Source organism: Halomonas sp. M4R1S46, from assembly GCF_025725685.1.
Taxonomy (GTDB): domain Bacteria; phylum Pseudomonadota; class Gammaproteobacteria; order Pseudomonadales; family Halomonadaceae; genus Halomonas.
In genome coordinates this window covers 1,875,039-1,898,835 of sequence record NZ_CP107008.1, presented here as the reverse complement: position 1 = coordinate 1,898,835, position 23,797 = coordinate 1,875,039, and the positions used below count along the sequence as shown (strand labels likewise).

The 23,797-nt window shown below is 66.8% G+C and carries 26 protein-coding genes and 1 tRNA gene; 10 read left to right on the top strand and 17 right to left on the bottom strand.

The genetic code is table 11. From position 1 onward, the window contains the following. Positions 1-4 precede the first annotated feature (4 nt). The 5 genes from OCT48_RS08960 to OCT48_RS08940 all read right to left on the bottom strand — a co-directional run bounded on the left by OCT48_RS08960 (position 5) and on the right by OCT48_RS08940 (position 4,566). Positions 5-868 carry a cytochrome c oxidase subunit 3 gene (locus tag OCT48_RS08960; RefSeq protein ID WP_263592348.1) on the bottom strand — a complete coding sequence of 288 codons (864 nt, stop codon included), beginning with the start codon at positions 866-868 and terminating at the stop codon, positions 5-7. Further along, the gene (locus OCT48_RS08955) at positions 865-1,458 is read right to left on the bottom strand and encodes a cytochrome c oxidase assembly protein (RefSeq protein ID WP_263592347.1); all 594 of its coding nucleotides are present in this window, start codon (positions 1,456-1,458) and stop codon (positions 865-867) included. Before OCT48_RS08955 ends, OCT48_RS08960 begins: the two co-directional genes overlap by 4 nt. Positions 1,459-1,473: 15 nt before the next feature. Beyond that, on the bottom strand, positions 1,474-3,105 hold the full coding sequence (gene ctaD / locus OCT48_RS08950; RefSeq protein ID WP_263592346.1) for a cytochrome c oxidase subunit I: 1,632 nt from the start codon (positions 3,103-3,105) through the stop codon (positions 1,474-1,476). 45 nt (positions 3,106-3,150) lie between these two features. Beyond that, on the bottom strand, positions 3,151-4,269 hold the full coding sequence (gene coxB / locus OCT48_RS08945) for a cytochrome c oxidase subunit II (protein WP_412031031.1): 1,119 nt from the start codon (positions 4,267-4,269) through the stop codon (positions 3,151-3,153). A gap of 123 nt (positions 4,270-4,392) precedes the next feature. After that, complete coding sequence (locus OCT48_RS08940) at positions 4,393-4,566, bottom strand: DUF2970 domain-containing protein (RefSeq protein WP_263592345.1); 174 nt, start codon at positions 4,564-4,566, stop codon at positions 4,393-4,395. A 209-nt stretch (positions 4,567-4,775) separates the two neighbouring features. On the opposite strand from OCT48_RS08940, the gene OCT48_RS08935 reads away from it, so the two are divergent. Continuing rightward, positions 4,776-5,132 (top strand): hypothetical protein, encoded by a 357-nt coding sequence (locus OCT48_RS08935; protein WP_263592344.1) that lies wholly within the window; start codon positions 4,776-4,778, stop codon positions 5,130-5,132. A 46-nt stretch (positions 5,133-5,178) separates the two neighbouring features. On the opposite strand, the gene OCT48_RS08930 is transcribed toward OCT48_RS08935, so the two are convergent. Continuing rightward, positions 5,179-5,910, bottom strand: a complete 732-nt coding sequence (locus OCT48_RS08930; RefSeq protein ID WP_263592343.1) for an LrgB family protein — start codon at positions 5,908-5,910, stop codon at positions 5,179-5,181. Then, positions 5,907-6,275, bottom strand: coding sequence for a CidA/LrgA family protein (locus tag OCT48_RS08925; RefSeq protein WP_263592342.1), 369 nt, complete (start codon positions 6,273-6,275; stop codon positions 5,907-5,909). Before OCT48_RS08925 ends, OCT48_RS08930 begins: the two co-directional genes overlap by 4 nt. Positions 6,276-6,488: 213 nt before the next feature. Between OCT48_RS08925 and OCT48_RS08920 the strand changes: the two genes are divergently transcribed. The 3 genes from OCT48_RS08920 to OCT48_RS08910 all read left to right on the top strand — a co-directional run bounded on the left by OCT48_RS08920 (position 6,489) and on the right by OCT48_RS08910 (position 8,412). Continuing rightward, positions 6,489-6,565: transfer RNA gene (locus OCT48_RS08920), tRNA-Pro, on the top strand. Positions 6,566-7,428: 863 nt separating this feature from the next. After that, positions 7,429-7,665, top strand: coding sequence for a DUF1654 domain-containing protein (locus tag OCT48_RS08915; RefSeq protein WP_263592341.1), 237 nt, complete (start codon positions 7,429-7,431; stop codon positions 7,663-7,665). A 609-nt stretch (positions 7,666-8,274) separates the two neighbouring features. Further along, positions 8,275-8,412, top strand: coding sequence for a hypothetical protein (locus OCT48_RS08910; protein WP_263592340.1), 138 nt, complete (start codon positions 8,275-8,277; stop codon positions 8,410-8,412). A 279-nt stretch (positions 8,413-8,691) separates the two neighbouring features. On the opposite strand, the gene OCT48_RS08905 is transcribed toward OCT48_RS08910, so the two are convergent. Both OCT48_RS08905 and OCT48_RS08900 read right to left on the bottom strand, forming a co-directional pair. Further along, entirely contained in the window at positions 8,692-9,435 is a 744-nt protein-coding gene (locus tag OCT48_RS08905) for a sulfite exporter TauE/SafE family protein (RefSeq protein ID WP_263592339.1), read from the bottom strand. Positions 9,436-9,648: 213 nt separating this feature from the next. Then, the gene (locus tag OCT48_RS08900; protein ID WP_263592338.1) at positions 9,649-9,831 is read right to left on the bottom strand and encodes a hypothetical protein; all 183 of its coding nucleotides are present in this window, start codon (positions 9,829-9,831) and stop codon (positions 9,649-9,651) included. A 398-nt stretch (positions 9,832-10,229) separates the two neighbouring features. On the opposite strand from OCT48_RS08900, the gene OCT48_RS08895 reads away from it, so the two are divergent. Then, a complete protein-coding gene (locus OCT48_RS08895) occupies positions 10,230-10,478 on the top strand; it encodes a hypothetical protein (RefSeq protein WP_263592337.1) in 249 nt (82 codons plus the stop codon). A 116-nt stretch (positions 10,479-10,594) separates the two neighbouring features. Beyond that, positions 10,595-10,792: a hypothetical protein gene (locus OCT48_RS08890; RefSeq protein ID WP_263592336.1), complete on the top strand. Its 198-nt coding sequence runs from the start codon at positions 10,595-10,597 to the stop codon at positions 10,790-10,792. Positions 10,793-10,795: 3 nt separating this feature from the next. Here the strand turns inward: OCT48_RS08890 and OCT48_RS08885 are convergent, their stop codons facing one another. From OCT48_RS08885 to OCT48_RS08855, 7 genes are all read right to left on the bottom strand, one after another. Then, positions 10,796-11,113 (bottom strand): cytochrome C oxidase subunit IV family protein, encoded by a 318-nt coding sequence (locus tag OCT48_RS08885; protein WP_263592335.1) that lies wholly within the window; start codon positions 11,111-11,113, stop codon positions 10,796-10,798. A 20-nt stretch (positions 11,114-11,133) separates the two neighbouring features. Further along, positions 11,134-11,844, bottom strand: coding sequence for a heme-copper oxidase subunit III family protein (locus OCT48_RS08880; protein WP_263592334.1), 711 nt, complete (start codon positions 11,842-11,844; stop codon positions 11,134-11,136). A 15-nt stretch (positions 11,845-11,859) separates the two neighbouring features. Continuing rightward, entirely contained in the window at positions 11,860-12,519 is a 660-nt protein-coding gene (locus OCT48_RS08875; RefSeq protein ID WP_263592333.1) for a cytochrome oxidase subunit III, read from the bottom strand. Further along, the gene (locus OCT48_RS08870; RefSeq protein WP_263592332.1) at positions 12,516-14,306 is read right to left on the bottom strand and encodes a cbb3-type cytochrome c oxidase subunit I; all 1,791 of its coding nucleotides are present in this window, start codon (positions 14,304-14,306) and stop codon (positions 12,516-12,518) included. Before OCT48_RS08870 ends, OCT48_RS08875 begins: the two co-directional genes overlap by 4 nt. A 3-nt stretch (positions 14,307-14,309) precedes the next feature. After that, positions 14,310-15,707, bottom strand: a complete 1,398-nt coding sequence (locus OCT48_RS08865; protein ID WP_263592331.1) for a c-type cytochrome — start codon at positions 15,705-15,707, stop codon at positions 14,310-14,312. Positions 15,708-15,810: 103 nt separating this feature from the next. Next, positions 15,811-16,410 carry a class I SAM-dependent methyltransferase gene (locus OCT48_RS08860; protein ID WP_263592330.1) on the bottom strand — a complete coding sequence of 200 codons (600 nt, stop codon included), beginning with the start codon at positions 16,408-16,410 and terminating at the stop codon, positions 15,811-15,813. Positions 16,411-16,555: 145 nt separating this feature from the next. Then, positions 16,556-17,089 (bottom strand): DUF1269 domain-containing protein, encoded by a 534-nt coding sequence (locus OCT48_RS08855; protein ID WP_263592329.1) that lies wholly within the window; start codon positions 17,087-17,089, stop codon positions 16,556-16,558. A gap of 313 nt (positions 17,090-17,402) precedes the next feature. Here OCT48_RS08855 and hutC point away from each other — a divergent pair, with 313 nt between their 5' ends. Beyond that, the gene (gene hutC / locus OCT48_RS08850) at positions 17,403-18,113 is read left to right on the top strand and encodes a histidine utilization repressor (RefSeq protein ID WP_263592328.1); all 711 of its coding nucleotides are present in this window, start codon (positions 17,403-17,405) and stop codon (positions 18,111-18,113) included. Between the two features lie 86 nt (positions 18,114-18,199). On the opposite strand, the gene OCT48_RS08845 is transcribed toward hutC, so the two are convergent. Then, the gene (locus tag OCT48_RS08845) at positions 18,200-19,528 is read right to left on the bottom strand and encodes a YjiH family protein (RefSeq protein WP_263592327.1); all 1,329 of its coding nucleotides are present in this window, start codon (positions 19,526-19,528) and stop codon (positions 18,200-18,202) included. Between the two features lie 310 nt (positions 19,529-19,838). On the opposite strand from OCT48_RS08845, the gene hutI reads away from it, so the two are divergent. The 3 genes from hutI to hutU are packed head-to-tail and all read left to right on the top strand — an operon-like array spanning position 19,839 to position 23,748. After that, positions 19,839-21,056 carry an imidazolonepropionase gene (gene hutI, locus OCT48_RS08840; RefSeq protein WP_263592326.1) on the top strand — a complete coding sequence of 406 codons (1,218 nt, stop codon included), beginning with the start codon at positions 19,839-19,841 and terminating at the stop codon, positions 21,054-21,056. After that, complete coding sequence (hutG, locus tag OCT48_RS08835; RefSeq protein WP_263592325.1) at positions 21,046-22,002, top strand: formimidoylglutamase; 957 nt, start codon at positions 21,046-21,048, stop codon at positions 22,000-22,002. Before hutI ends, hutG begins: the two co-directional genes overlap by 11 nt. A gap of 57 nt (positions 22,003-22,059) precedes the next feature. Then, positions 22,060-23,748, top strand: coding sequence for a urocanate hydratase (hutU, locus tag OCT48_RS08830; RefSeq protein WP_263592324.1), 1,689 nt, complete (start codon positions 22,060-22,062; stop codon positions 23,746-23,748). Positions 23,749-23,797 lie beyond the last annotated feature (49 nt).

Genomic DNA, 23,797 nt, shown 5'->3' with positions numbered 1-23,797 from the left:
CCGGTCAGAAGACATAGACGAAGGTGAACAGGCCGATCCACACCACGTCCACGAAGTGCCAGTACCAGGCGGCCGCCTCGAAGCCGAAGTGGTCGTCGCGGGTGAAATGGCCCCGCTGCACCCTGGCCAGGATCGAGATCAGGATGATGGTGCCGATGATCACGTGCAGGCCGTGAAAGCCGGTCAGCAGGAAGAAGGTCGCCCCATAGATGCCCGCCTGCAGGGTGATGCCATAGTGGCTGTAGGCCTCGTAGTACTCGAACCCCTGGATGGTGATGAAGCAAAGCCCCAGCAGCACGGTGCCCAGCAGCCAGTGACGGGCGGTGGTGCGGTAGCCTTCCTTGAGGCCCTCGTGGGCCACCGTCAGGGTGATGCTCGAGCTGACCAGGATCAGGGTGTTGACCAGCGGCAGGTGCCAGGGACTGAAGGTCTCGTGAGGCCCCTCGATGGACGCGTCGGGCGGGTTCATCAGCGGCCAGGAGGCGGTGAAGTCGGGCCACAGCAGGGCGGCCACCCCCTTGGCGCCCTCGCCGTCCAGCCAGGGCAGCGCGAAGGTGCGCACATAGTAGAGCGTGCCGAAGAAGGCGGCGAAGAACATCACCTCCGAGAAGATGAACCAGCCCATGCCCCAGCGGAAGGAGCGGTCCATCTGCGCATCGTAGAGGCCGCTGCGCGACTCGTGGATGACATCGCGGAACCACAGCGTCATCACCGCGAGGATGGCCAACAGGCCCACCACCATCACCGGCAGCCCGGCGATACCGTAAACCAGCAGGGTGCCGGCCCCCGCCATCATCGCCCCCAGCGCCAGGGAGGCCAGCACCGGCCACTTGCTGGAGGCCGGTACGTAGTAGGTGCCACCGCTCATGCTCGGTCTCCTTCACTGATGAACCCCAGGTAGCGCCGTGCCAGCGCCTGCTCCACGGGATAGAGGGTGTAGACCAGGGTCACGGTCTTGATGTCGTCGGGGAGGTCGGGCGTCAGCTGGAAGACCAGCGGCGCCTCGAGCCGCTCCCCGCCGGCGAGCCGCTGCTCCTGGAAGCAGAAACAGGTGATCTTGCGCAGGTGCAGGGAGGCCTCGGAGGGCGACACGCTGGGCACCGCCCGCGCCCGGCTCGCCTCCTCGCCCCGGTTGCGAAACCGGAAGAAGACCTCGCGGCTCTCGCCGGGGTGCACGCGCACCTGGCGCGTATCGGTCTCCAGCTCCCAGGGCAAGCCGGAGCTGCCCCGGGTGAGGAACTGCACGGTGATGGTGCGCGACGTGTCGACATCGGCATGCACGAGGGCCTGGGCGCGGCCGCTGGTCTTGCCGTTGAGTCCCGTCACCTGGCAGAAGACGTCGTAGAGGGGCACCAGCGCGAAGGCGAAGACGAACATGCCGGCCAGCACCACCAGCGTCCGCGCCACGGTGCGCCGGACCCCCGCCTGTCTCGCCTGGTGCTCGCCGTTCGCCGCCATGCCAGCCTCCGGAGGTCAGTGCTGCTGCGGTTGGAAGTCGGGAGGCGTCTCGAAGGTGTGCAGCGGGGCCGGACTCGGCACGCTCCACTCCAGGTCCTCGGCCCCCTCCCAGGCCCGAGCCGGCGCCTTCTCGCCGCCGCGCACGCACTTGATCACCACCCACACGAACAGCAGCTGCGAGGCGCCGAACAGGAAGGCACCGAGGCTGGTCACCATGTTGAAGTCGGCGAACTGCAGCGCGTAGTCGGGGATGCGCCGCGGCATGCCCGCGAGCCCGGCGAAGTGCATGGGAAAGAAGGTCAGGTTCACGCCGATCACCGACAGCCAGAAGTGCCACTGGGACAGGCGCAGGTGCGGATAGTGGCCGGTCCACTTGGGCAGCCAGTAGTAGACCCCGGCCATGATGGCGAACACCGCCCCGGGCACCAGCACATAGTGGAAGTGCGCCACCACGAAGTAGGTATCGTGGTACTGGAAGTCGGCCGGCGAGATGGCCAGCATCAGCCCGGAGAAGCCGCCGATGGTGAACAGCACGACGAAGGCCAGGGAGAACAGCATCGGCGGCTCGAAGCTGATCGAGCCGCCAAACAGGGTGGCGATCCAGTTGAAGACCTTCACCCCGGTGGGCACCGCGATCAGCATGGTGGTGTACATGAAGAATAGCTCCGCCACCAATGGCAGGCCCACGACGAACATGTGGTGGGCCCAGACCAGGAACGACAGGATGGCGATGGAGGCCGTGGCGTAGACCATGGAGGCATAGCCGAACAGCCGCTTGCGGGCGAAGGTCGGGATGATCACCGAGACGATGCCGAAGGCCGGCAGGATCATGATGTAGACCTCGGGATGGCCGAAGAACCAGAACAGGTGCTGGAAGAGCACCGGGTCACCGCCCCCCGCCGCATTGAAGAAGCTGGTGCCGAAGTTGATATCCAGCAGCATCATGGTGATCACGCCGGCCAACACCGGCATCACCGCGATCAACAGGAAGGCGGTGATCAGCCAGGTCCACACGAACAGCGGCATGTCCATCATGCGCATCCCCGGGGCCCGCAGGTTGAGGATGGTGGCGATGATGTTGATGGCCCCCAGGATCGAGCTGATCCCGGCCAGGTGCAGCGAGAAGATGAAGAAGGTCGTGGACGGCGGCGCGTAGGTGGTGGACAGCGGCGCATAGAAGGTCCAGCCGAAGTCGGGCGCCCCACCGGGCATCACCAGGGTCGACAGCAGCATCAAGAAGGCCACGGGCAGCAGCCAGAAGCTGAAGTTGTTGAGCCGCGGCAGGGCCATGTCGGGCGCGCCGATCTGCAGGGGAACCATCCAGTTGGCCAGCCCCACGAAGGCCGGCATCACCGCCCCGAACACCATGATCAGGCCATGCATGGTGGTCATCTGGTTGAAGAACTCCGGCTGTACCAGCTGCAGCCCCGGCTGGAAGAGTTCCGCCCGAACGACCATGGCGAAGATGCCGCCGATGAAGAACATGGTCAGGGAGAAGATCAGGTAGAGGGTCCCGATCTCCTTGTGGTTGGTGGTCAGGAGCCAGCGCATCAGGCCACGCGGGGCATGCTGCGCCCCGGCGGCCAGGCCGCCGCCCGCGGTCTCTTCATACTGCGCGATGGGCTTGGGAGGCAGGTGCGACGCCATCGAAGTTCTCCCTGGTTGCCGTCTCGTGAGGGTGGGACAGCCCGGCTAGTCGGAAAGCTGCTCGGCAATGGCCGAGGGCTGAATGACATCGCCGGTCTCGTTGCCCCAGGCATTGCGCTCATAGGTAATCACGGCGGCGATCTCCACCGGATTGAGGGTACTGCGGAAGGCCGGCATGGCGGAGCCCGAGACGCCGTTGACGACGGTATCGATATGCCATTCCCGGTCGTCCAACAGCGCCTGGTTGCCGGCCAGGGCCGGGAAGGTCGGCGGGTTGCCGGAACCGTCGGGCTGGTGACAGGACGCGCAGATGGTGCCGTAGACCTGCTCGCCCCGCTCCATCAGCTCCTCCCGGGACCATTCGCGATCCACGCCCATGGCCTCCTGCGCCGCCGCTTCCTTGCGCTGGGCGAGCCAGGTGTCGAACTGGTCGGGCTCCACCGCCTTGACCACCACCGGCATGAAGCCATGGTCGCGACCACACAGTTCGGCACACTGGCCGCGATAGATGCCGGGCTCGTTGATGCGCACCCAGTTCTCGTTGACGAAGCCGGGCACGGCATCCTGCTTGACCGCCAGGTCGGGCACCCACCAGGAATGAATGACGTCGTCGGAGGTGAGCAGCAGGCGCACCTTGCGCCCCGTCGGCAGGACCAGGGGCTCGTCGACCTCCAGCAGGTAGGTGTCGTCCTTGGCGTCGCTGCCCTCGATCTGCGCGCGGGGCGTGGCCAGGTTCGAGGTGAAGGACACCTCCTCCCCCATGTACTCGTAGCGCCAGCGCCACTGCTGGCCGGTGACCATGACGTCGAGGTCCGCCTCGGAGGCGTCGTACATGGTCTTCAGGGTGGCGGTGGCCGGGACGGCCATGCCGACGAGGATCAGCAGGGGAATGACGGTCCAGATGATCTCGACGGTGGTGTGCTCGTGAAACTGGGTGGCCTTGGCCCCCTGGGAGCGACGGTAGCGGTACAGCGAATAGAACATCGCCCCGAAGACGACGATCCCGATGACCACGCAGATCCAGAAGATGATCATGTGCAGGGAGTGGATCTCGCGACTGACGTCGGTCACCCCGACCGGCATGTTCCAGCCGTTGGCCAGCACGCCCTGGGACAGTCCCGTGAAGGCGGTTCCCGCCGCCATCAACACGAGCCGCTTGCGCATCGCCCCCTCCTGAATCGCGTTGTTGTATTAGCCATGCCTTGATCGAGTATAGAAGGCCGATGGCACGACACCGGCGACGGGCGTCGCCCCCCGTAAACGCGACTATCAACGTTCAGCGAGGCGTCATTTCGCGGCCAGCGAGGCTACCAGCGCGATCAGCACGACCAGGACGATGCCCATCACCACGCCGACGACGATGAAAGGGCCGGGCCGGCCCTTCGCGAAGTCCTCGCGCCGACGTTCCTCCTTCTGGACCCCGAAGAAGGCGGCCAGCACCGACTTGATCACGTTCCACATGGGCGAGTTCCTCGGCGTTGGGCGTCTCTGCCCCGGGAGTATGGCCCAGCCTGACGGCGGCGGGGCGTTGATCCACATCACCGAAGCCGACGGCACCGCGCAACGGGAGCGCCGGGGCAGCCATGCCCTTCTATACTGGTGAGATGCGGAAGGCGCCATGATCGTGGCCCTCCGTTATGCCTGTTCCCTACCTTTCCAGGAGACCCGTGATGACTGAACGACAGGGTGATGCCGCCGATGCGCTCAAGGCGCCCAATGACGCCATGATGCAGTGGTGGAGCCAGCAGTGGCTCCAGGGCGTCACGCCCATGGCCCGCATGCAACTGGCCTGGATGGAGAGCCTCGCGGAAGCCATGCAGTTCGAGGCACAATGCCTGCATGCACTGGCCGAGAGCGGTCAGCGGCTGTCCGGGTGCATGAGCAGCGAGACCCCCGCCAACCCGCAGGACCTCCATGAGTGCTACCAGAAGCTCATGGAAGACGTCACCCAGACTCATATGCAGCGGCTCGAGAAGGTCGCCGAGCTGTCAGAGGACTTTCGCAAGCGGATCTGGGAGGAACTCTGACCCCACGGCCTCGATCCCGCCGGCATTGCCTGCCCCGCGGGGTCGACTAGTTGAGCCCCAGCACGCGCGTGATCACCGGCAGCAGGAAGGCCGTCAGCAGCCCCGTCAGCCCCATGGAGAGCCCCGAGAACGCCCCCGCGACGGCGCCGAGCCGCGCAAAGGAATGCGCGGTGCCGAAGCCGTGGGCGGCCAGCCCCATGGTGAAGCCCTGTACCGCCGGGTCCGTGACCCTCAACAGGCGGAAGATGGCGGGACCGAGGATGCAGCCGATGGAGCCGGTCAGCAGTACCAGTCCTGCCGCCAGCGAGGGGATGCCGCCGATCTGCTCGGCGATGCCCATGGCGATGGGCGAGGTCACCGAGCGCGGCGCCAGCGACATCAGGGTCTCGTGGCGCGCCCCGAACAGCATGGCCAGCCCCAGGGTGCTGGCCACGGCGGTGACGATGCCGGTGAGGCAGGCCACCAGCAACGGCAGCAACAGGCGCTGCACGCGCTCGCGGTGATCGTAGAGCGGGATGGCCAGCGCGACCGTGGCCGGGCCGAGCAGGAAGTGGATGAACTGGGCCCCCTCGAAATAGGTGGCGTAGTCCATGTCCACCAGCAGCAGGAAGCCGATCAGCATGGCGATGGCCAGCGTCACCGGATGCAGCAGCGGCGTGCCGCCGAGGGCCCGGTTGATCCTCACCGCCAGCAGGAACGCCAGCAGGGTGATCAGCAGCGACAGCAGCGGGTTGCCCGACAGGTAGACCCACAGCTGATCCAGGGCCGCGACCTTCATGACGACCTCCGGGCACGGCGACCCTGGAGCCGTGTCAGCCGCGTCAGCACCCAGCCGGTCACCGCGAGGGTCACGGCGGTGGCCCCGAGCAGGGTCACCACGATCGGCCAGAAATCGGCGCCGATCAGGGCACCATGGACCATCAGCCCCACTCCCGCCGGCACGAACAGCAGCGTCAGATAGCGGAGCAGCCCCTCGCCCGTGACTCTCAGGCTCGCCGGCACCTTGCCGAACGCCATCAGGGCCACCAACAGTATCACCATGCCGATCACCGGCCCCGGTATCGCCAGCCCCAGCCCCCTGGCCACCAGTTCCCCAAGCATCTGGCATGCCAGCAGCATGCTCATCCCCATGATCAATGGCATCGTCGCCCTCCCCTGCTCGGCTCGTGTCTCACGGCATCCATTTCAGGCCCTTATTGTGACAAAGCCTGGCGGCACCGGCAGCGTCCGGGACAGCGGGGCCAAGCAATTGAAACAAAAGCGCAAAAGGGGCTTTTCATTTGCCACGGAACGCGCTAGTATACGCCTCGTTCTCGGGAGCCAGGCAGCACCATGGCCGAGGCTGAAAGAGAACGTCGGAGCGTGGCGCAGCTTGGTAGCGCGTTGCAATGGGGTTGCAAAGGTCGCAGGTTCGAATCCTGTCGCTCCGACCATGAACATCAAGAGAAACCGCCACTTACGGGTCATGCCGGGTGGCGGTTTTTCGTTGCACTCAAAAAAATATCAATACAATGTCAAAACGTTGGGCTTCCATGTGTAATCGCGCGCTGCCCTTGGCACTGTCTAGCGCTAGCTCTCCGGGCTACTGAGCCATACGCCGATGATGGCAGCATATGGGCATCCATCCAGCGCCAGCAGCCGGGAACCCGCACCACTACTGGCCTGTCACGCCTCCCGCAGGGACCACCCTACCCCGTAGATTCGCATAGAATGGCGTCCGGCTTGCCCCATACATGCCCCATGGGGCGCGGTGCTATGCTGGGCATAGCAGGCTGGGTGGATAGGAGAGGGTAATGGGAGCTGCTCAGCGAGCCATGTACCATGGCAGCTGGTATTCCATTTTCGTTGGTACAGGTGAAGTCCATGCAAGACATAAACCGCCTTCAGGTTGGCATGACCACGCAGATTGGCACTCACCAGGTAGAGGAACCTGAGGTGGGCAAGGAGTACGTGCGAGGGTTCGATTCAAATACCTGGCTTCTGTTCACTGAAGACCCGGCTGAGGATCGCCCGGTTGTTGTTCGCATTGATAGTATTGAGGGTGATGTGTGCCACTGCACGGTCACAAGAAAGCTAAGCTGATAGCGCGCCGCGGCACGGTATGCCTGATCCGAGCCTGGATGGGTCCGGATTACGGTGGTGCCTGTGGGCATGTCACCGTGCATGCCATGAGCCTGGGTGTTGCAACGTCGACGGCGGCGGCGACGCCGTGAGCAGGTAGCCGACGCCTCGCTTGCATTTCCCGCTCCTCCCCCTGCCGATACTGGATACCCATCCAGAATCCACAGGGAGAGGCATGATGGCGCAGGACACCCCTACCACCTATGAGCAACTCGGCCGGCGCGTGCAGCAGCAGCTGGAGGCGGCGACCCATCGGCAACAGTACCAGATCACCCTCTCCCCACAGCCGGGTGACGAGCCGGCAGACTGGGAGCGTCTGCTCGAGGAGAGCGAGACTCACGGTAATGTCGACCTCACCAGACTCGATAACGGCGAGGTGCTGATCACCTGGAATCCCGCCGAGGCGGTGTGACGGTGGCATTGGATGGATCGGCAGGACGAACTCCGGTACCGGAGCACCACATGGCGGAAGCGACTGGAACGGCATGCCTCTCCCGCTCTGATTTGGGTGTTGGCCGTCCCTGGCCGAGTGCCCATCCGTGAATCATCAAACCACAGTGCTCACACCCTCCGTGGTGGCAACGACCGTGGGAGACGGCCATCACGCCCGTTATTGCACTGCACAATCAATGTAGCAGCCCATGCCCGTCGCAAGCGTTGAAGCGAGCGTTTGACTTATCGACACCGCCTGATGGCCGGCTCCATGTCGGCGAGTCGCACTGCCTCCGTCGCTGGCATGGGTCGCGCTACCATTGGGAAGACGGTGACCGTCGCTCGCGCGAGACAACCGCCCCGCCCCAGGCGCGGTATCTCGACCGACATATCGGGCCATTACCCACGGCATACTGCCACCACAGGACTAGACTGTAAGTGGCAGTGCAACATGCCGACCAGCAAACGAAGCGCCCCCAGCGAGGCAGGAGACGTTCGCCACACGCCGCCACGCCATCCGCGCATGACAGACGGCCCGTCTGACGACCGCCATCACAGGACCAATCAGCCTTTTGGTGTGAGGTGACACATGAACATCAAGCCCTTGGCCATCGCCTTGCTGATGGCCCTGATGCTGGGCGGTTGCGCCAGCCAGGGGAGCAGCGACATGTACACCCCGATGGGGAACGATGGCTACACCGATGCCGTGGATCCCTGGTGGCCTTGATTCCACACGCCACCCGACTGACCATCGACCGCACGGGGCATGCCCCCTCTCCAAGAGCTCCCTTGAATGCAAAAGCCCCGCCGAGGCGGGGCAAAGCCGGATCTATCGCAAGCAATCGCCGTTAGAACAGGTACTTGAAGCGCAGGCGCCCCCGTAGCGGTCGGCCTCATCTTGGCCCGATCGTGCCGGCTCTGGGCGACTCGATATCACTTCGTGGTTCGGCTCCCGGCCATCGGCCGGGAAGACCGTGATATTCAGGCGCCGGATAGCATCGTGTCCTCAGACCAGCGCCTTGAGCATCAACTGCACGCCGACGATGGCCATGGCCAGGATCACCAGCCGATAGAACAGCACCTCGCTGACGCGATGCTGCAGCCACAGCCCGCTTCTCACCCCCAGCCAGGCCACCGGCACCAGCAGTGCGGAGGCCCATAGGCTGGTCAGGTTGATCTCGCCGAGCCAGATATAGGGCCCCAGCTTCATCAGGTTGACCGTCGCGAACAGGATCGCGCTGGTGGCGATGAAGGTTTCCTTGGGCAAGCGGCGGGGAATCAGGTAGAGGTTGGCCGGCGGTGCCCCGGCATGGGCCAGGAAGCTGGTGAAGCCGCAGCCGACCCCCGCCGGCAGGGCCCAGAACGGCGCGATGGGCCGGCCGGCGGCCGGCCGCATCACCATGTAGAAGGCAAACAGCAGGGAGACCACGCCGAGCAGCAGGCGCACGCCATTCTCGTCCAGGCGGCCGATCAGCAGGGTGCCGATCACGACGCCGAGCGCCAGGCCCGGCGTCATCCGCCGGAGTTCGGCCCCGTCCTGTCGCCCCCACCACGCCTTGACCGTGAAGGCGTCCATGACCAGCAGCAGGGGCAGGAGCAGGCCGGCGGCCTCGATGGGACCGATCGCCAGCGCCATGATCGGCACGGAGAGGCTTCCGAAGCCTCCGGCGAAGCCACCCTTGGAGACGCCGGTCAGATAGGTGGAGAGCAGGATCAGCGTCCAGGCGATCCAGGTGTAGTCGGGCAACATGATCTCTTCCTGAGATGAGTCGATCGAGGCGGGATGATGCCGGCGGGCCGAGAGCCGCTATGGGGGAGAACCTCGAGGCCGGCCGATGACGTCGATCGGCACGGCGGGTCCGTCGACAGGACAGGCCTCAGGCCCCTCGCCAGGGTCTTGCGTCGAGGCATGGCCCCGGGTCGGCAGGAGAACGCCGGCCCGGGACATCACCCGCGAGGGGGGTCAGCAATTCCCCTTCTTGGCCTGTCCCGGCGGACAGAAATCGCCGCCGCCGTGCCCATCGTCATCGAAGATGACCAGGGGTTCGGTGGAAACCCGCGCGGGATCGTAGCTGCACCCCGCCAGCCCCACCACGAGAGCGACACTCAGCAACAGGAACGTCGAACGCATCATGTTCTCCAGCAATGACTCGAATCCTGCATCCTAGCAAGTCATGGCCCGGAGTCCATTAGGAAATACTCGGTATAACCCGCCGGTGTGGCTGGCACAGGACAGAGAGTCACGCCCTGCCCTACGAGACCGGGAGCCACAAGGGGCTGCCGGTCTCGTCCGTCGCGATGGGCGAGGACATCAGCCGAGATAGGCGGCGATGGCGTCGTACGCCTCACGCTGGGCGGTGGCGCGGGACGTCCAGTGCTCGAGGACGTCCTGGATGAGAGCGGGCTGTTGTGCGGTCATGGTCGACTCCAGTCAAACGTATGTTTCAATGTCACACGCTGCCGCTCGCACTTGGCCGGCACCATTCGCCTTTCGGCGGAGCCATTGCGATACTGACGACAAACCCTCGACGGGAGGTCACTCCGGTGCGGCACTACGAGAAGACCATCATCGCCTTCGACGAACACGGCAACGAGTACGTCATCGATCAGTACAACGACATCAAGGAAATCGACAGCCCGCCGCATGGCGGCGCGATCCATCGGGGCCTGCCCGCCTTCAAGACCCGGGACGGCCATGAGGTCACCCTGCTCGGGCCGGGCGAGTTCTCGGTGGTGGTGCCCGGCGAGGAGGACGGCGTGAAGGTCTGGACACACGATCCCGAACACGTGTGATACTGCACGGCAATGCCCCTTGGCGGCCGACCGGCGATCCCGGTCGGCCGACGACGGCATATGGCCGGCGCCCCAGGCACCGCCATCGACACTCACGCCTCGCCCGGAGACATGGCATGCCCCGAATCCATCGCGCCCTCCTGCTGGCAACGCTGCTGCTGATCGCGGCCACCGGCGGCTGCACCACCTACACCTGGCCCGACGGCAGTCGCGAGACGGTGTGGGGCATTCCCGCCGAGGACGAGACCAGGACGCGCGAGGAGCAGCAAGCCGAGGGCGTGCGCTACCGGGTGCCCGGCGAGATCCCCGAGTAGGGCTCACGGGCCGAGATATGCCAGCCGACTCAGCAGGACGTGGTTGCCCTCGATGGCCATCAGCAATGTCAGGAACAACAGCACGCCTGGCGGCACCAGCACGACGCAGATGATCGCCAGACGCTCCCATACCATGTGCATGAAGACCGCGAGGATCAGACCGGCCTTCAACAGCATGAACAGGATGATCAGGGTCCAGCGCAGGTACCCCTCCAGGCCGATGACGTCCACCAGATAGGAGCCCACGCTGAGCACGAACAGCAGGAACCAGACCCAGAGATAGATCCCGATGGGATGTTGCTGTGTCTCGCCATGCGCCATGTCTGCCTCCCCCGCGCCGCCTACCAGAGGTAGAAGAACGCGAAGATGAACACCCAAACCAGGTCGACGAAATGCCAGTACAGGCCCAGCGTCTCGACCATCTCGTAACGTCCCCGGCGGCGGGTCAGGAAGCCGGGGCGGCCCGCCGCCAGGGAGCCGCGCATCACCTTCACCGCCATGATGATCAGGAAGAGCACCCCGATGCTGACATGGGTGCCATGAAAGCCGGTGATCAGGAAGAAGGCGGCACCGAACTGCTCCGCCCCCCAGGGGTTGGACCAGGGCCGGACCCCCTCGCCGATCAGCTTGGTCCACTCGAAGGCCTGCATGCCGACGAAGGAGGCCCCGAGCAGCGCCGTCAGGATCAGCAGCACGCCGGTGGCCAGACGCCTCTGTTCATAGCCGAACTTGACGGCCAGGGCCATGGTCCCGCTGCTGCTGATCAGGATGAAGGTCATGATCGCGATCAGCAGCAGCGGCACGTGCTGCCCGCCGAGCTCGAGCGCGAAGACTTCGCTTGCATTCGGCCAGGACGCCGTCGTGGTGATCCGCACCTGCATGTAACCGACCAGGAAGCAGGCGAAGATGAAGATGTCGCTGAGCAGAAACAGCCACATCATCGCCTTGCTCCATGGCACGTTCTTGAAGGCACGCTGATCGGAGGCCAGGTCCGTGACCAGCCCTCGCAGGCCGGGCTCCAGGGTCGGGCCTCGAGGCGTCGTCTCCGCCATGGTGTCGTCCTCCCCTCAGGTTGCCAGCACCAGGCCGAGGATCACGCCCCAGACCAGCAACAGGAAGTGCCAATAGAGCGCGCAAAGCTCGACACTGGGGCGCAGCTGTACGGCTGGCGTCCCGCCCCGGGCGCGCACCAGCACCCGCCCCCAGGCGACCAGGCCGCCCAGCAGGTGCAGGGCATGCAGGACCGTCAGCAGGTAGAAGAAGGCATTGGCCGGGTTGGCCGCCAGGTAATAGCCGGCGGCCTCGAGTCGCACCCAGGCGACGCACTGGCCGGCCACGAAGGCGAGCGTCAGCCCGCCTCCCGCCAGCAGGGCCCGCCACAGCCGTCCCTCCTGCCCGTGTCCGGCGGCCCGCCAGGCGAGTTGCAGGGCCAGGCTGGCCAGCACCAGCAGGGCGCTGTTGACCCATATCACTCCCGGCATCGTCAGGGAGCGCCAGTCGGCGCCCATCTCCCGTCGCATCAGGTAGGCGCTGATCGTCAACGAGAACACCGAGGTCACCACCGCCAGGAACACCCCCAGGCCGGTGCGTGGCGCGGTCATGGGGGCCGGCACGCTGCGCCCGGGCCCCGACTCGGCCACCCAGGGCTGCACATGCAGGGACTGGCGGAACAGCCAGAGGGCGATGCCCCCCATTAATACCGCCATCAGCACCAGGGTGAGGGTCATGACCCGCCTCCCCGTCCCCCGGGTGCTTCACGCTCCACGGCCTCGGGTGGCACGTTCTGCGGAATGAAGTCGGCCTTCACGCCGGGGACGCTGTAGTCATAGGGCCAGCGATAGACCACCGGCAGCTCCTCGCCGAAGTTGCCGTGGCGCGGCGGGGTGTGCGGGGTCTGCCACTCGAGGGTGGTGGCCCGCCAGGGATTGGGGCCCGCCTCGCGCCCCCGGAAGTAGCTCCAGGCCAGGTTGTACAGGAACAGCAGTTGGGCCAGGGCCACCACGAAGGCCGCGATGGAGATGAAGGCGTTCAGGCTCTGGACCGAGTCGGTGATGAAGGCGGTCTCGCCGTAGGCATAGTAACGGCGCGGCACGCCCTGGAGACCGATGAAATGCATGGGGTAGTAGATGGCGTAGGTCCCCAGGAAGGTCACCCAGAAGTGGATCTTGCCGAGCGTCGTGTCGAGAAGACGGCCGGTCACCTTGGGATACCAGTGGTAGATGGCACCGAAGATCACCAGGACCGGCGCCACCGCCATCACCATGTGGAAGTGGCCGACCACGAAGTAGGTGTCCGACAGCGGCACGTCCACGGTGACGTTGCCGAGGAACAGCCCGCTGAGGCCGCCGTTGACGAAGGTGAACAGGAAACCGATGGCGAACAGCATGGGCAGGGTGAGATGGATGTTGCCCCGCCACAGGGTCAGCACCCAGTTGTAGACCTTGATCGCCGTGGGCACGGCGATCACCAGCGTCGTGGTCGCGAACAGGAAGCCGAAGTAGGGGCTCATGCCACTCACGTACATATGGTGCGCCCAGACCACGAAGCTCAGCGCGCCGATGATGATGATGGCCCAGACCATCATGCGGTAGCCGAAGATGTTCTTGCGGGCATGGACGGCGATCAGGTCCGAGACGATGCCGAAGGCCGGCAGGGCCACGATGTAGACCTCGGGATGACCGAAGAACCAGAACAGGTGCTGGAACAGCAGCGGGCTGCCACCGCGGTGGTCACTGCCCTCCCCCATCGACAGCATCTCCGGCATGAAGAAGCTGGTGCCCAGCGTCCGGTCGAGGAGCATCATCAGCACCGCCACCAGCAGGGCCGGGAAGGCCAGCAGGGCCATCACCGTGGCCATGAAGATCCCCCACACCGTCAGCGGCAGGCGCATCAGGGTCATGCCTCGGGCCCGCCCCTGGAGCACGGTCACCACATAGTTCAGCCCCCCCATCGTGAAGCCGATGATGAACACCGCCAGCGACACCAGCATCAGGATGATACCGGCGTCGGCCCCCGGCGTGCCCGGGGTGATCGATTGAGGCGGGTACAGCGTCCAGCCGGCGCCGGAACTGCCACCGGCCACGAAGAAGCCGGCCACCAGGATCAGTACCGACGCCAGGTAGACCCAGTAACTGAGCATGTTGAGGTACGGGAAGGCCATGTCCCGTGCGCCACACATCAACGGAATCAGGTAGTTGCCGAAGCCACCCAGGAAGATCGCCGTGAGCAGGTAGACCACCATGATCATGCCGTGCATGGTCACGTACTGCAGGTAACTGCCCGGGTCGATCAGCGAGAGACTGTTGGGAAAGCCCAGTTGCAGGCGCATCAGCAGCGACAGCACCAGGGCCACCAGGCCGATGGCGGTGGCGGTGAGCGCGTACTGGACCGCGATGACCTTGGCGTCCTGGCTCCAGACGTACTTGCCGAGGAAGGTCCTGGGATGGACGAGCTCCATCTCCTCGACCTCGGCGGGGGGCGCCTGGGAGCTGGCGTCATATTCGCGTTCGTGCATGGCTCATTCCTCCACGCCCGGCTGTCTCGCCCCGGCCGAGGCGGTACCGGGAAGGTCGTGAATATAGGCCACCACGTCACGGATGGCGGCATCATCCACCAGGACCTGGGCCATGTCGACCATCTGGTTGCCATAGGCATCCCGGGGATGTCGCCCGCGGATGCCGGCGCGGAAGTGCTGGAGCTGACGCACCAGGTACCAGTCGCTCATGCCCGCCAGGCGCGGGGCCCGATAGGCAGACCGTCCCTGCCCCTGGGGGCCGTGGCAGTTGGCACAGCTGCGGTATAGCCGTTCTCCCATCCGCCGATCGCCATCGACGGTCGCGGCCGTGGGCGTCACCGGCAGCGTCTCGATATAGGCCGCCAGGTCGCGGATCGCCGCCTCGTCCGGCAGCGACTGGGCGAAGGGCCGCATCTGCCGACCAAAGCTGTCACCCTCCCGGGTGCCACGGGCGCCGACACGGAAGTTGTGCAGCTGGCGGCGCAGGTAGTCGGCATCCAGGCCGGCGAGGCGTGGCGCGTTGGTGGCTTGCTGGCCCTGGCCCTGGGCCCCGTGGCAGGCCTGGCAGGCCGCATAGTGCGCCTTGCCCGCCTCGGGGTTTCCCGGACCACGGGCGATCAACTCGCCACGGGTGGGTTGCTCGGCCAGCCAGGCGTCGAAACGCTCCGGCTCGACCACCTGTACCCGGGCGCGCATGGCGAAGTGCGCGACACCACACAGCTCGGCGCACACCGCCTGGTACTCACCGGTACGCGTGGGGGTGAACCAGAAGTAGGAGACCTGGCCCGGGACCGCATCCATCTTGGCGCGGAACGCCGGCACCTTGAAGTTGTGCAGCACATCCTTGGAACGCAGCAGCACCTTCACCGGGCGGTCGACGGGCAACAGCACACCGGGACGATCCACCAGCACATCGTCCCGGCCATGCGGGTCATCGGCCACGAGGCCGAAGGGATTGGCCTCGTCGATCAGCGCATTGCGGGCGTCGCCGAAGACACCGTCCCGGCCCGGGAAACGAAAGCTCCAATGCCACTGCTGGCCCACCACCTCCACCTCGTGGGCATCGTCCGGAACCCGAACGAAATCGCCCCAGACGAAGAGCCCGGGGGCCAGCAGGGCAGCGATGCCCAGCGTGGTGATGCCGGTCAGCCAGAGTTCGAGCCGCTTGTTCTCCGGCTCGTAGAGGGCGCGCCTGTGGCGCCGGTGGCGATAGCGGATCAGGGCGACGGCCATGAACAGGGAGATCGCCAGGAAGACCACGCCGGTCACCCAGAAGGAAATGCCGATCGTGACATCGATGGCCCCCCAATTGGACGCCAGGGGTGTCAGGTGCCAAGGGCTCAGGAAATAGAACAACACCGAGCCCCCGGCCAGTACGATCAAGGCAATCGCAATCGCCATCGGCGGCCCCCTTGCCTGCCACACGGCCTCGCAGCGCGCGAATGGCGGGCTTCTGTGATCACTCTAGTGACTCGCCAGGGAGATCGCCAACCAGGGCGCGGTGTCAGGGGCGGCGCCAGACCAGGCCGAGGTTGTTGGCCGGCATCTCCACGATACGCTCCAGAACCAGGCCATGAGGGCGGGCCTCGGCGACCACGGCCTCGAGATCCCGCACCCCCCAGCGCGGATCACGGGCCCGGAGGTTCGCGTCAAAGGCCGCATTGCTCTCCGAGGTGTGCCGTCCCCTCCGCCGATAGGGGCCATAGAGGAAGAGCACGCCCCCCGGCACCAGGTACCGCCCGGCCCGGGCCATCAGCATTGCGGTCACGTCCCAGGGAGAGATATGCAGAAGATTGATGGCGACGATCGCCTCGAACCCGCCGTCGGGCCAGTCGCCGTTGACATCCAGATCGAGGGGGGCCCTCAAGTTGACGGGCCCTGCCGCCTCCCTCCAGGCGGCGATGGAGGCGCGTGCACCTGGCTGCGGATCACTGGGCAGCCAATCCCAGCCGGGCATCGCGCTGGCAAAGTGGAGAGCATGCTCGCCGCTACCGGCGGCCAGTTCCAGCACTCGGGCTCGCTCGGGCAGGAGCCCGGCCAACACCTCGAGGATCGGGCCGCGGTTGCGCGATGCGGCGGGGCTCCGCAGGCGGGCATCGGTCATGGTCACCTCGGTTGTCGCGTCACTCGGGGCAGGCGATGGTAACCCGGCAGACGCCGCGACGTCGTCCCGGCTCGCCTCATCCGGATACGGCGAGCCTTCCCGAGCCGGTGGCGGCGCCAGCGGGACGCCCCGGGCCGCCAGGCGCCTAGTCGCCCGTCCCCAGGTGATGCTTGCGCTCCCAGGCGGTGACCTTGTCGATGGTGACGTCGGGGTGGTGGCGGTGGATGATCGAGCGGATCCGGTCCTCTCGCTGATCCGAGACGTCGACCATCATCAGGAAGGCGCCTTGCTCGAGTTCGTCCTCATACTTGTCGACCTTGGCGTCGTGCACCGATACGCCGACCATGGTGCTGACCCACACCCCGAACAGGCCGCCGCCGATCCCCATGCCGACGATGATGGCCGTGGCCCCGACACCGATGTCCGGCCCCAGGACGAAATACACCAGCACCCCCAGCAGCCCCCCCAGGGGGGCTCCATAGAGGACCCCCCGATAGGCGGCATGAACGACATCCGAGGTCTGGCGCAGCGTGGCGTTGTTGACCCCGCGCTCCTCGAGATGCTGCCAGTCGCGCCCGGTGACATGCACCTGTTCGCGGCTCAGCCCGAGTTCGTCGAGTTCCTGGGCGATGTTGACGGTCGTATCCAGGTCAGGAGTCAGGAAATAGAGACGTGACATGACTCACCCTCCACTTGCTGGAGCGGGCGACACGACGCCACAAGGTGCACATCTCCCCGTGCCTGCCACTTCCCGTCGCGATCTTCCCCCGTGGAATGATTGCGGCGACTTCGTCGACCCGCGCGTCAGGGGACGCATTGGTATCAACATCGTGGAAGTTCGACGTCCCGGCAAGTGAAGCCACCACGCCGCGCCGGCAAAAGGGGCTCCCGTCGCCTCAACGCGGCCGTCATGGGGTGCCCCGGCCCCCGCCCCCGGGTAAACTGTGCGACACGACGCCATCGATACCACAGTGAAGGATTCACGGCCGACCATGGGCAGCACTCTCCCGCTCTACCTCAGGATCCAGCAACACCTGCTGGAGAAGATTCGCGGCGGCGAATGGCCCCCTCATCACCAGATTCCCCCCGAGGAACAGCTGGCGCGCGACTTCGGCGTCAGTCGCATGACCGCCAACAAGGCGATCCGCGACCTCGTGCAGCAGGGCTACCTGACGCGCCAGCCGGGGGTCGGGACCTTCGTCACCGACCACAAGGCGGAGTCTTCCCTGGTCGAGGTCCACAACATCGCCGCCGAGGTGGCCGGCCGCGGCCATGGCCACACCAGCCAGGTGCTCTCCGCCGAGGCCCTGGCGGCCAGCGACGAGGTATCGATGCGCCTCGGGGTCCGCCTGGGCACCCGGGTCTTCCATACCCTGATCATCCATCGCGAGGATGACGTGCCCATCCAGCTGGAGGACCGCTACGTCAATCCGCGCCATGTGCCCCACTACCTGGAGACGGACTTCACCACCGTGACCCCCAACGAGGTGCTGGTGGCGGCCTGCCCGATCAGCGACGTGGAACATGTCGTCGAGGCCGTGCTGGTGGATGCCGCCACCGCCGACCGGCTGGAGATTCGCCCGGAACAGCCCTGCCTGCGCATGATCCGCCGCACCTGGTCCGGCGACCACCTGGTCAGCTATGCCCGCCTGCTGCATCCCGGCGACCGCTACAAGCTTCGTTCCTCCCTGCACACCGCCTGACCCCATCCCCCGGAACGCGAAAAGGCCGGAGGCATTCGCCTCCGGCCTTTTCGTGGTGCCCGTTGCTGGCGCCGGTGTCGCGTCGCTCAGCCGACCAGCGGCTGTACCAGATAGGCGGTCGGCACGGCCAGCAGCAGGCTCAGCGCCACCCGCAGGAACCAGACGACGACCATGCGCCCCACCGACAGCGGGATGCTGGTGGAGAGGATGCAGGGGATCGAGGCGGAGAAGAACAGCACCGCGGACACCGAGACCACGCCGGTGGCGAAGCGGGCGACGAAGCCGGCATCGCCCATCAGCAGGGCCGGCAGGAACATCTCGGCCAGGCCGGCGGCCGCGGCCTGGGCCAGGGCCGCGGCCTCCTCCACGCCCCAGACGGCGACGAACGGATAGAACAGCCAGCCGAGCCATTCGAACACCGGGGTGTACTTGGCCAGCAGCAGTCCCGCCAGGCCCACCGACATGATCGACGGCAGGATGCTGATGGCCATCACCAGCCCCTCGCGGAAGTTCAGCGCCACGCTGGCCGGCAGGCTCGGCGCCTTGGCGGCCACCTCCAGGCCGGTATGCCAGGCGGTGGCAAGCCGCTTGCCGGGCACGGCCTCGGGCTCGGGGTCGGTCTTGGCGTCATCCATGCGGGACAGCGGCGGGATGCGCACGGTGATGGCGGTGACCAGGAAGGTGATGACCAGGGTCAGCCAGAAATAGGCGTTCCACACGGCCATCAGGTCCAGGGTCTTGGCGACGATGATCATGAAGGTCGCCGAGACGGTGGAGAAGCCGGTGGCGATGATCGCCGCCTCCCGGGCCGAATATTCGCCGGCCTGATAGACCCGATTGGTGATCAGCAGCCCGATGGAATAGCTGCCCACGAAGGAGGCCACGGCGTCGATGGCGCTGCGCCCCGGCGTCCGCCAGATGGGGCGCATGATCGGCTGGACCAGTACCCCGATCAGCTCGAGCAGGCCGAAGCTGATCAGCAGCGCCAGGAAGATGGCGCCGATCGGCACGATCAGGCCCACCGGGATCACCAGCTTCTCGAACAGGAAGGGCAACATGTCAGGGGTGTGCAGGAAGGCGGGCCCCCAACCGGTCAGCGCCAGTACCGCGGTCAGGATGCCGGCGAACTTGAGCACGGTGAAGATGACGTCCGTCGGGCTGCGCCGCCAGATGCCCGTATAGAGCGGGTAGAGGGCCCCCGCCACGATCAGCGCCAGGGCGTAGACACCGCTGGCCTCCCCCAGCAGCGTCCTGGCGCCGGTGACCATGTGGTCCAGCGGGATGGTGGTCGTGCCGCCCAGGGTCAAGGGTACGAAGAAGATCAGCACGCCGAGCAAGCTGGGCAGGAAGAGTTTCAGCACGGTGGCGGCCGAATGCCGTCGCTCGGCCCGGGGGATGGAGGGAGGAACAGACATGGAGCGCTCCTGGGTTGTCGTTGTGGTGGCGGCCTCGGGATGCCGTGTAATGTATATACAATATAAGATCCCACGGCGCCAACCTCCACCCTCGCGATGCCCTCATACTTTGGTCTTAAAGGGGCGAAAGAGAACCTGATCCACAGGCCAAGAGCACCCCTTGATACACTTTTACTTGTTGTTTTTACAGGGATAATCTCGTTTTCTCGCGACTGACTCTCCGAGGCAGGCGATGTCGCCGCGGGGGGGTGACGCGACGCGGGACTTCGGCTAATATTTGTATATACAAACGCAATCCGGAGACCTTCCCATGACTCAGGCAACGCCGACCCGCCTGCTCTGGCGCGACGTCACCGTCTTCGACGGGCTGGCCACCCGGCCCGAGCCCATGGCGGTCATCGTCGAGGGCGAACACATCGCCCGACTGATCCCGATGCGGGACCTCGACGATGACCTGGCCGACGACTGTCGAGACATGGGACGCGGCGGGGTGATGACCCCGGGCCTGGTGGATTGCCACACCCATATCGTCTTCGGCGGCGGCCGCGCCGATGAGTTCGAGGCCCGGCTCGAGGGCGCCAGCTACGAGGAGATCGCCCGCCGCGGCGGTGGCATCCTGAGCACCGTCAACGCCACCCGCGAGGCCGACGCGGACAGCCTCCTGCGTGCCGCCCTGCCCCGCCTGGAGGCGATGATCGCCGACGGCGCCACCACCGTGGAGATCAAGTCGGGCTACGGTCTGACCGTGGCCGACGAGCTCAAGATGCTGCGCGTGGCCCGCCGCCTCGGCGAGACCCTGCCGGTCCGCATCGTCACCACCCTGCTCGGCGCTCACGCCCTGCCGCCGGAATACCGGGACGACGCCGATGCCTACATCGATCTGGTCTGCGAGGAGATGATCCCGGCGGCCGCCGCCGAGGGCCTGGCCGATGCCGTCGATGTGTTCTGCGAGAAGATCGCCTTCTCGGTGGCACAGTGCGAGCGGGTCTTCCAGGCCGCCGAGGCCCATGGCCTGCCCATCAAGGCCCACGCCGAGCAGCTGTCCAACCTCGGCGGCACCGCCATGGCGGCACGCCACGGCGCCCTGTCCGCGGACCATATCGAATACCTCGACGCGGCCGGCATCCAGGCCATGCGCGAGGCCGGCAGCGTGGCGGTGATCCTGCCCGGCGCCTTCCATACCCTGCGCGAGACCCAGGCGCCGCCGATCGCCGCCCTGCGCGAGGCCGGCGTGCCCCTGGCCGTGGCCACCGACGCCAATCCGGGCAGCTCGCCGCTGTTCATGCCGAGCCTGATGCTCAACCTGGCCTGCACCCTCTTCCGTCTCACGCCCTCCGAGGCCTTGGCCGGGATGACCGCCCATGGCGCCGCCGCGCTGGGTCGTCCGGAGCTGGGCCGGATTCAGGAAGGGGCGCCGGCCGACCTCTGCGTATGGAACATCGACTCGCCGGCGGAGCTGGCCTACGCCGTCCAGCCGGGCCGCCTGCGTCAGCGAGTCTTCCAGGGAGTCCCGAGCCATGACGTCTAAGCGCGACTTCCCCACCGTCGACATGACCCCCTGGCAGGGCCGCAAGGATCCGGAGCCGAACAGCGAGCGCTGGCATCAGTGCATCCGTCCCCTGCAGGACGACACCCCCCCGGGCAGCGTGCTGATCGGCTTCGCCAGCGACGCCGGCGTGGCCCGCAACCAGGGGCGCCCCGGCGCCGCCGCAGGCCCCTCGGCCATCCGCCGCGCCTTGGCCCCGCTGGCCTGGCATCGCGACGGGCCCGCCTACGACGCCGGCAACGTGAGCTGCCAGGGCGACGCCCTGGAGGCCGCCCAGGACACCCTGGCCGAACGCCTGGCGCCGCTGCTCGATGCCGGCCACCTGCCCATCGTGCTGGGCGGTGGCCACGAGGTGGCCTACGCCAGCTGGTCCGGGCTGGCCAGGCACCTGGAGACCCGGGAACGCGCCCCCAGGATCGGCATCATCAACCTCGATGCCCACTTCGACCTGCGCGACCCGGCGTACGTGCGCTCCTCCGGCACGCCCTTCGCCCAGATCGCCGAGCAGTGCCGGGATCGCGGTTGGCCCTTCCGCTACGCCTGCCTGGGCGTCAGCCGGGCCGCCAATACCCGCGTCCTCTTCCAGCGTGCCGAGGCGCTCGGCGTGCTGGTCCGGGAGGATCGCGACTTCGTCCCGCAGCGCCTCGATGCCATCGTCCGTGACGTCGAACGCTTCGCCGCCCGTTGCGACCACCTCTACCTCACCATCGACCTGGACGTGCTGCCCGCCGCCGAGGCGCCGGGCGTCAGCGCCCCGGCCGCCCGCGGCGTGTCGCTGGCCATGCTCGAACCACTGATCGAGGCGGTCCGCGACAGCGGCAAGCTGCGCCTGGCCGACCTGGCCGAGCTCAACCCCGATTTCGACGTGGACGCCCGTACCGCCAAGGCGGCGGCGCGGCTCGTCCATCTGCTGACCCTGAACGGCTGATTCGGCACGCCAGCCGTCAGCCCCCCTTACCGCGACCACCCAGCGAGGATTCCAAGCATGTCCCCGACCGACAAGCGTCACGACCCCAGCCGTCAGATCGCCGCCCCCACCGGCCCCGAGCTCTCCTGCAAGAGCTGGCTCACCGAGGCGCCGCTGCGCATGCTGATGAACAACCTTCACCCGGACGTCGCCGAGCGCCCCGAGGACCTGGTGGTCTACGGCGGCATCGGTCGTGCCGCCCGCGACTGGGAGTGCTTCGACAAGATCGTCGAGACCCTCCAGCGCCTGGAGGACCACCAGTCGCTGCTGATCCAGTCCGGCAAGCCGGTGGCCGTCTTCGAGACCCACAAGGACGCCCCGCGGGTGCTGATCGCCAACTCCAACCTGGTGCCGGCCTGGGCCAACTGGGAGCACTTCAACGAGCTGGATAGGAAAGGCCTGATGATGTACGGCCAGATGACCGCCGGCTCCTGGATCTACATCGGCTCCCAGGGCATCGTCCAGGGCACCTACGAGACCTTCGTCGAGGCCGGCCGCCAGCACTACGACGGCGACCTCGAGGGCCGCTGGATCCTCACCGCCGGCCTCGGCGGCATGGGCGGCGCCCAGCCGCTGGCCGCCACCCTGGCCGGCGCCTGCTCGCTGAACATCGAGTGCCAGCAGTCGAGCCTCGACTTCCGCCTGCGCACCCGTTACCTGGACGAGCAGGCCGAGGACCTGGACGACGCCCTGGCCCGCCTCGAGCGCTACACCGCCGAGGGCAAGGCCATCTCCATCGGCCTGTGCGCCAACGCCGCCGACGTGCTCCCGGAACTCGTGCGCCGTGGGGTGAAGCCGGATATGGTCACCGACCAGACCAGCGCCCACGATCCGCTGCACGGCTACCTGCCCTCCGGCTGGACCTGGGAGGAGTACGTGGCCCGCGGCAAGAGCGAGCCCGAGGCGGTGGTCAAGGCCGCCAAGCGGTCCATGGCGGTGCACGTCCAGGCCATGCTCGACTTCCAGGCCCAAGGCATCCCGACCTTCGACTACGGCAACAACATCCGCCAGATGGCCCAGGAGGAAGGGGTCGCGAACGCCTTCGACTTCCCCGGCTTCGTGCCGGCCTACATCCGCCCGCTGTTCTGCCAGGGCATCGGCCCCTTCCGCTGGGCGGCGCTGTCCGGCGACCCCGAGGACATCTACAAGACCGACCAGAAGGTCAAGGAGCTGATCCCGGACGACCCGCACCTGCACAACTGGCTCGACATGGCCCGCGAGCGCATCAGTTTCCAGGGGCTGCCGGCGCGGATCTGCTGGGTCGGCCTCAAGGATCGCGCGCGCCTGGGCCAGGCCTTCAACGAGATGGTCGCCAACGGCGAGCTCAAGGCGCCGGTGGTGATCGGCCGTGACCACCTGGACTCCGGCTCGGTGGCCAGCCCCAACCGCGAGACCGAGGCGATGCAGGACGGCTCCGACGCCGTGTCCGACTGGCCGCTGCTCAACGCCCTGCTCAACACCGCCGGCGGCGCCACCTGGGTGTCGCTGCACCACGGCGGCGGCGTGGGCATGGGCTACTCCCAGCACGCCGGGGTGGTGATCGTCGCCGACGGCAGCGAGGACGCCCATGCCCGCCTCGGCCGGGTGCTGCGCAATGACCCGGGTACCGGCGTCATGCGTCACGCCGATGCCGGCTATGACATCGCCAGGCGCTGCGCCGTCGAGAACGGCCTCGACCTGCCGATGATCGAGGCCACCCAGCGCTGAGCGGGTCACCCGCGCCTCCCCCCAATCGCCCGCCGCCGGCGATGTAGCG

Bases quoted from the DNA above. Each gene is read 5' to 3' on its own strand.
- OCT48_RS08960 (WP_263592348.1), bottom strand. From the start codon at position 868: ATGAGCGGTGGCACCTACTACGTACCGGCCTCCAGCAAGTGGCCGGTG.
- OCT48_RS08955 (WP_263592347.1), bottom strand. From the start codon at position 1,458: ATGGCGGCGAACGGCGAGCACCAGGCGAGACAGGCGGGGGTCCGGCGC.
- ctaD (WP_263592346.1), bottom strand. From the start codon at position 3,105: ATGGCGTCGCACCTGCCTCCCAAGCCCATCGCGCAGTATGAAGAGACC.
- coxB (WP_412031031.1), bottom strand. From the start codon at position 4,269: ATGCGCAAGCGGCTCGTGTTGATGGCGGCGGGAACCGCCTTCACGGGA.
- OCT48_RS08940 (WP_263592345.1), bottom strand. From the start codon at position 4,566: ATGTGGAACGTGATCAAGTCGGTGCTGGCCGCCTTCTTCGGGGTCCAG.
- OCT48_RS08935 (WP_263592344.1), top strand. From the start codon at position 4,776: ATGACTGAACGACAGGGTGATGCCGCCGATGCGCTCAAGGCGCCCAAT.
- OCT48_RS08930 (WP_263592343.1), bottom strand. From the start codon at position 5,910: ATGAAGGTCGCGGCCCTGGATCAGCTGTGGGTCTACCTGTCGGGCAAC.
- OCT48_RS08925 (WP_263592342.1), bottom strand. From the start codon at position 6,275: ATGCCATTGATCATGGGGATGAGCATGCTGCTGGCATGCCAGATGCTT.
- OCT48_RS08915 (WP_263592341.1), top strand. From the start codon at position 7,429: ATGATGGCGCAGGACACCCCTACCACCTATGAGCAACTCGGCCGGCGC.
- OCT48_RS08910 (WP_263592340.1), top strand. From the start codon at position 8,275: ATGAACATCAAGCCCTTGGCCATCGCCTTGCTGATGGCCCTGATGCTG.
- OCT48_RS08905 (WP_263592339.1), bottom strand. From the start codon at position 9,435: ATGTTGCCCGACTACACCTGGATCGCCTGGACGCTGATCCTGCTCTCC.
- OCT48_RS08890 (WP_263592336.1), top strand. From the start codon at position 10,595: ATGCCCCGAATCCATCGCGCCCTCCTGCTGGCAACGCTGCTGCTGATC.
- OCT48_RS08885 (WP_263592335.1), bottom strand. From the start codon at position 11,113: ATGGCGCATGGCGAGACACAGCAACATCCCATCGGGATCTATCTCTGG.
- OCT48_RS08880 (WP_263592334.1), bottom strand. From the start codon at position 11,844: ATGGCGGAGACGACGCCTCGAGGCCCGACCCTGGAGCCCGGCCTGCGA.
- OCT48_RS08875 (WP_263592333.1), bottom strand. From the start codon at position 12,519: ATGACCCTCACCCTGGTGCTGATGGCGGTATTAATGGGGGGCATCGCC.
- OCT48_RS08870 (WP_263592332.1), bottom strand. From the start codon at position 14,306: ATGCACGAACGCGAATATGACGCCAGCTCCCAGGCGCCCCCCGCCGAG.
- OCT48_RS08865 (WP_263592331.1), bottom strand. From the start codon at position 15,707: ATGGCGATTGCGATTGCCTTGATCGTACTGGCCGGGGGCTCGGTGTTG.
- OCT48_RS08860 (WP_263592330.1), bottom strand. From the start codon at position 16,410: ATGACCGATGCCCGCCTGCGGAGCCCCGCCGCATCGCGCAACCGCGGC.
- OCT48_RS08855 (WP_263592329.1), bottom strand. From the start codon at position 17,089: ATGTCACGTCTCTATTTCCTGACTCCTGACCTGGATACGACCGTCAAC.
- hutC (WP_263592328.1), top strand. From the start codon at position 17,403: ATGGGCAGCACTCTCCCGCTCTACCTCAGGATCCAGCAACACCTGCTG.
- OCT48_RS08845 (WP_263592327.1), bottom strand. From the start codon at position 19,528: ATGTCTGTTCCTCCCTCCATCCCCCGGGCCGAGCGACGGCATTCGGCC.
- hutI (WP_263592326.1), top strand. From the start codon at position 19,839: ATGACTCAGGCAACGCCGACCCGCCTGCTCTGGCGCGACGTCACCGTC.
- hutG (WP_263592325.1), top strand. From the start codon at position 21,046: ATGACGTCTAAGCGCGACTTCCCCACCGTCGACATGACCCCCTGGCAG.
- hutU (WP_263592324.1), top strand. From the start codon at position 22,060: ATGTCCCCGACCGACAAGCGTCACGACCCCAGCCGTCAGATCGCCGCC.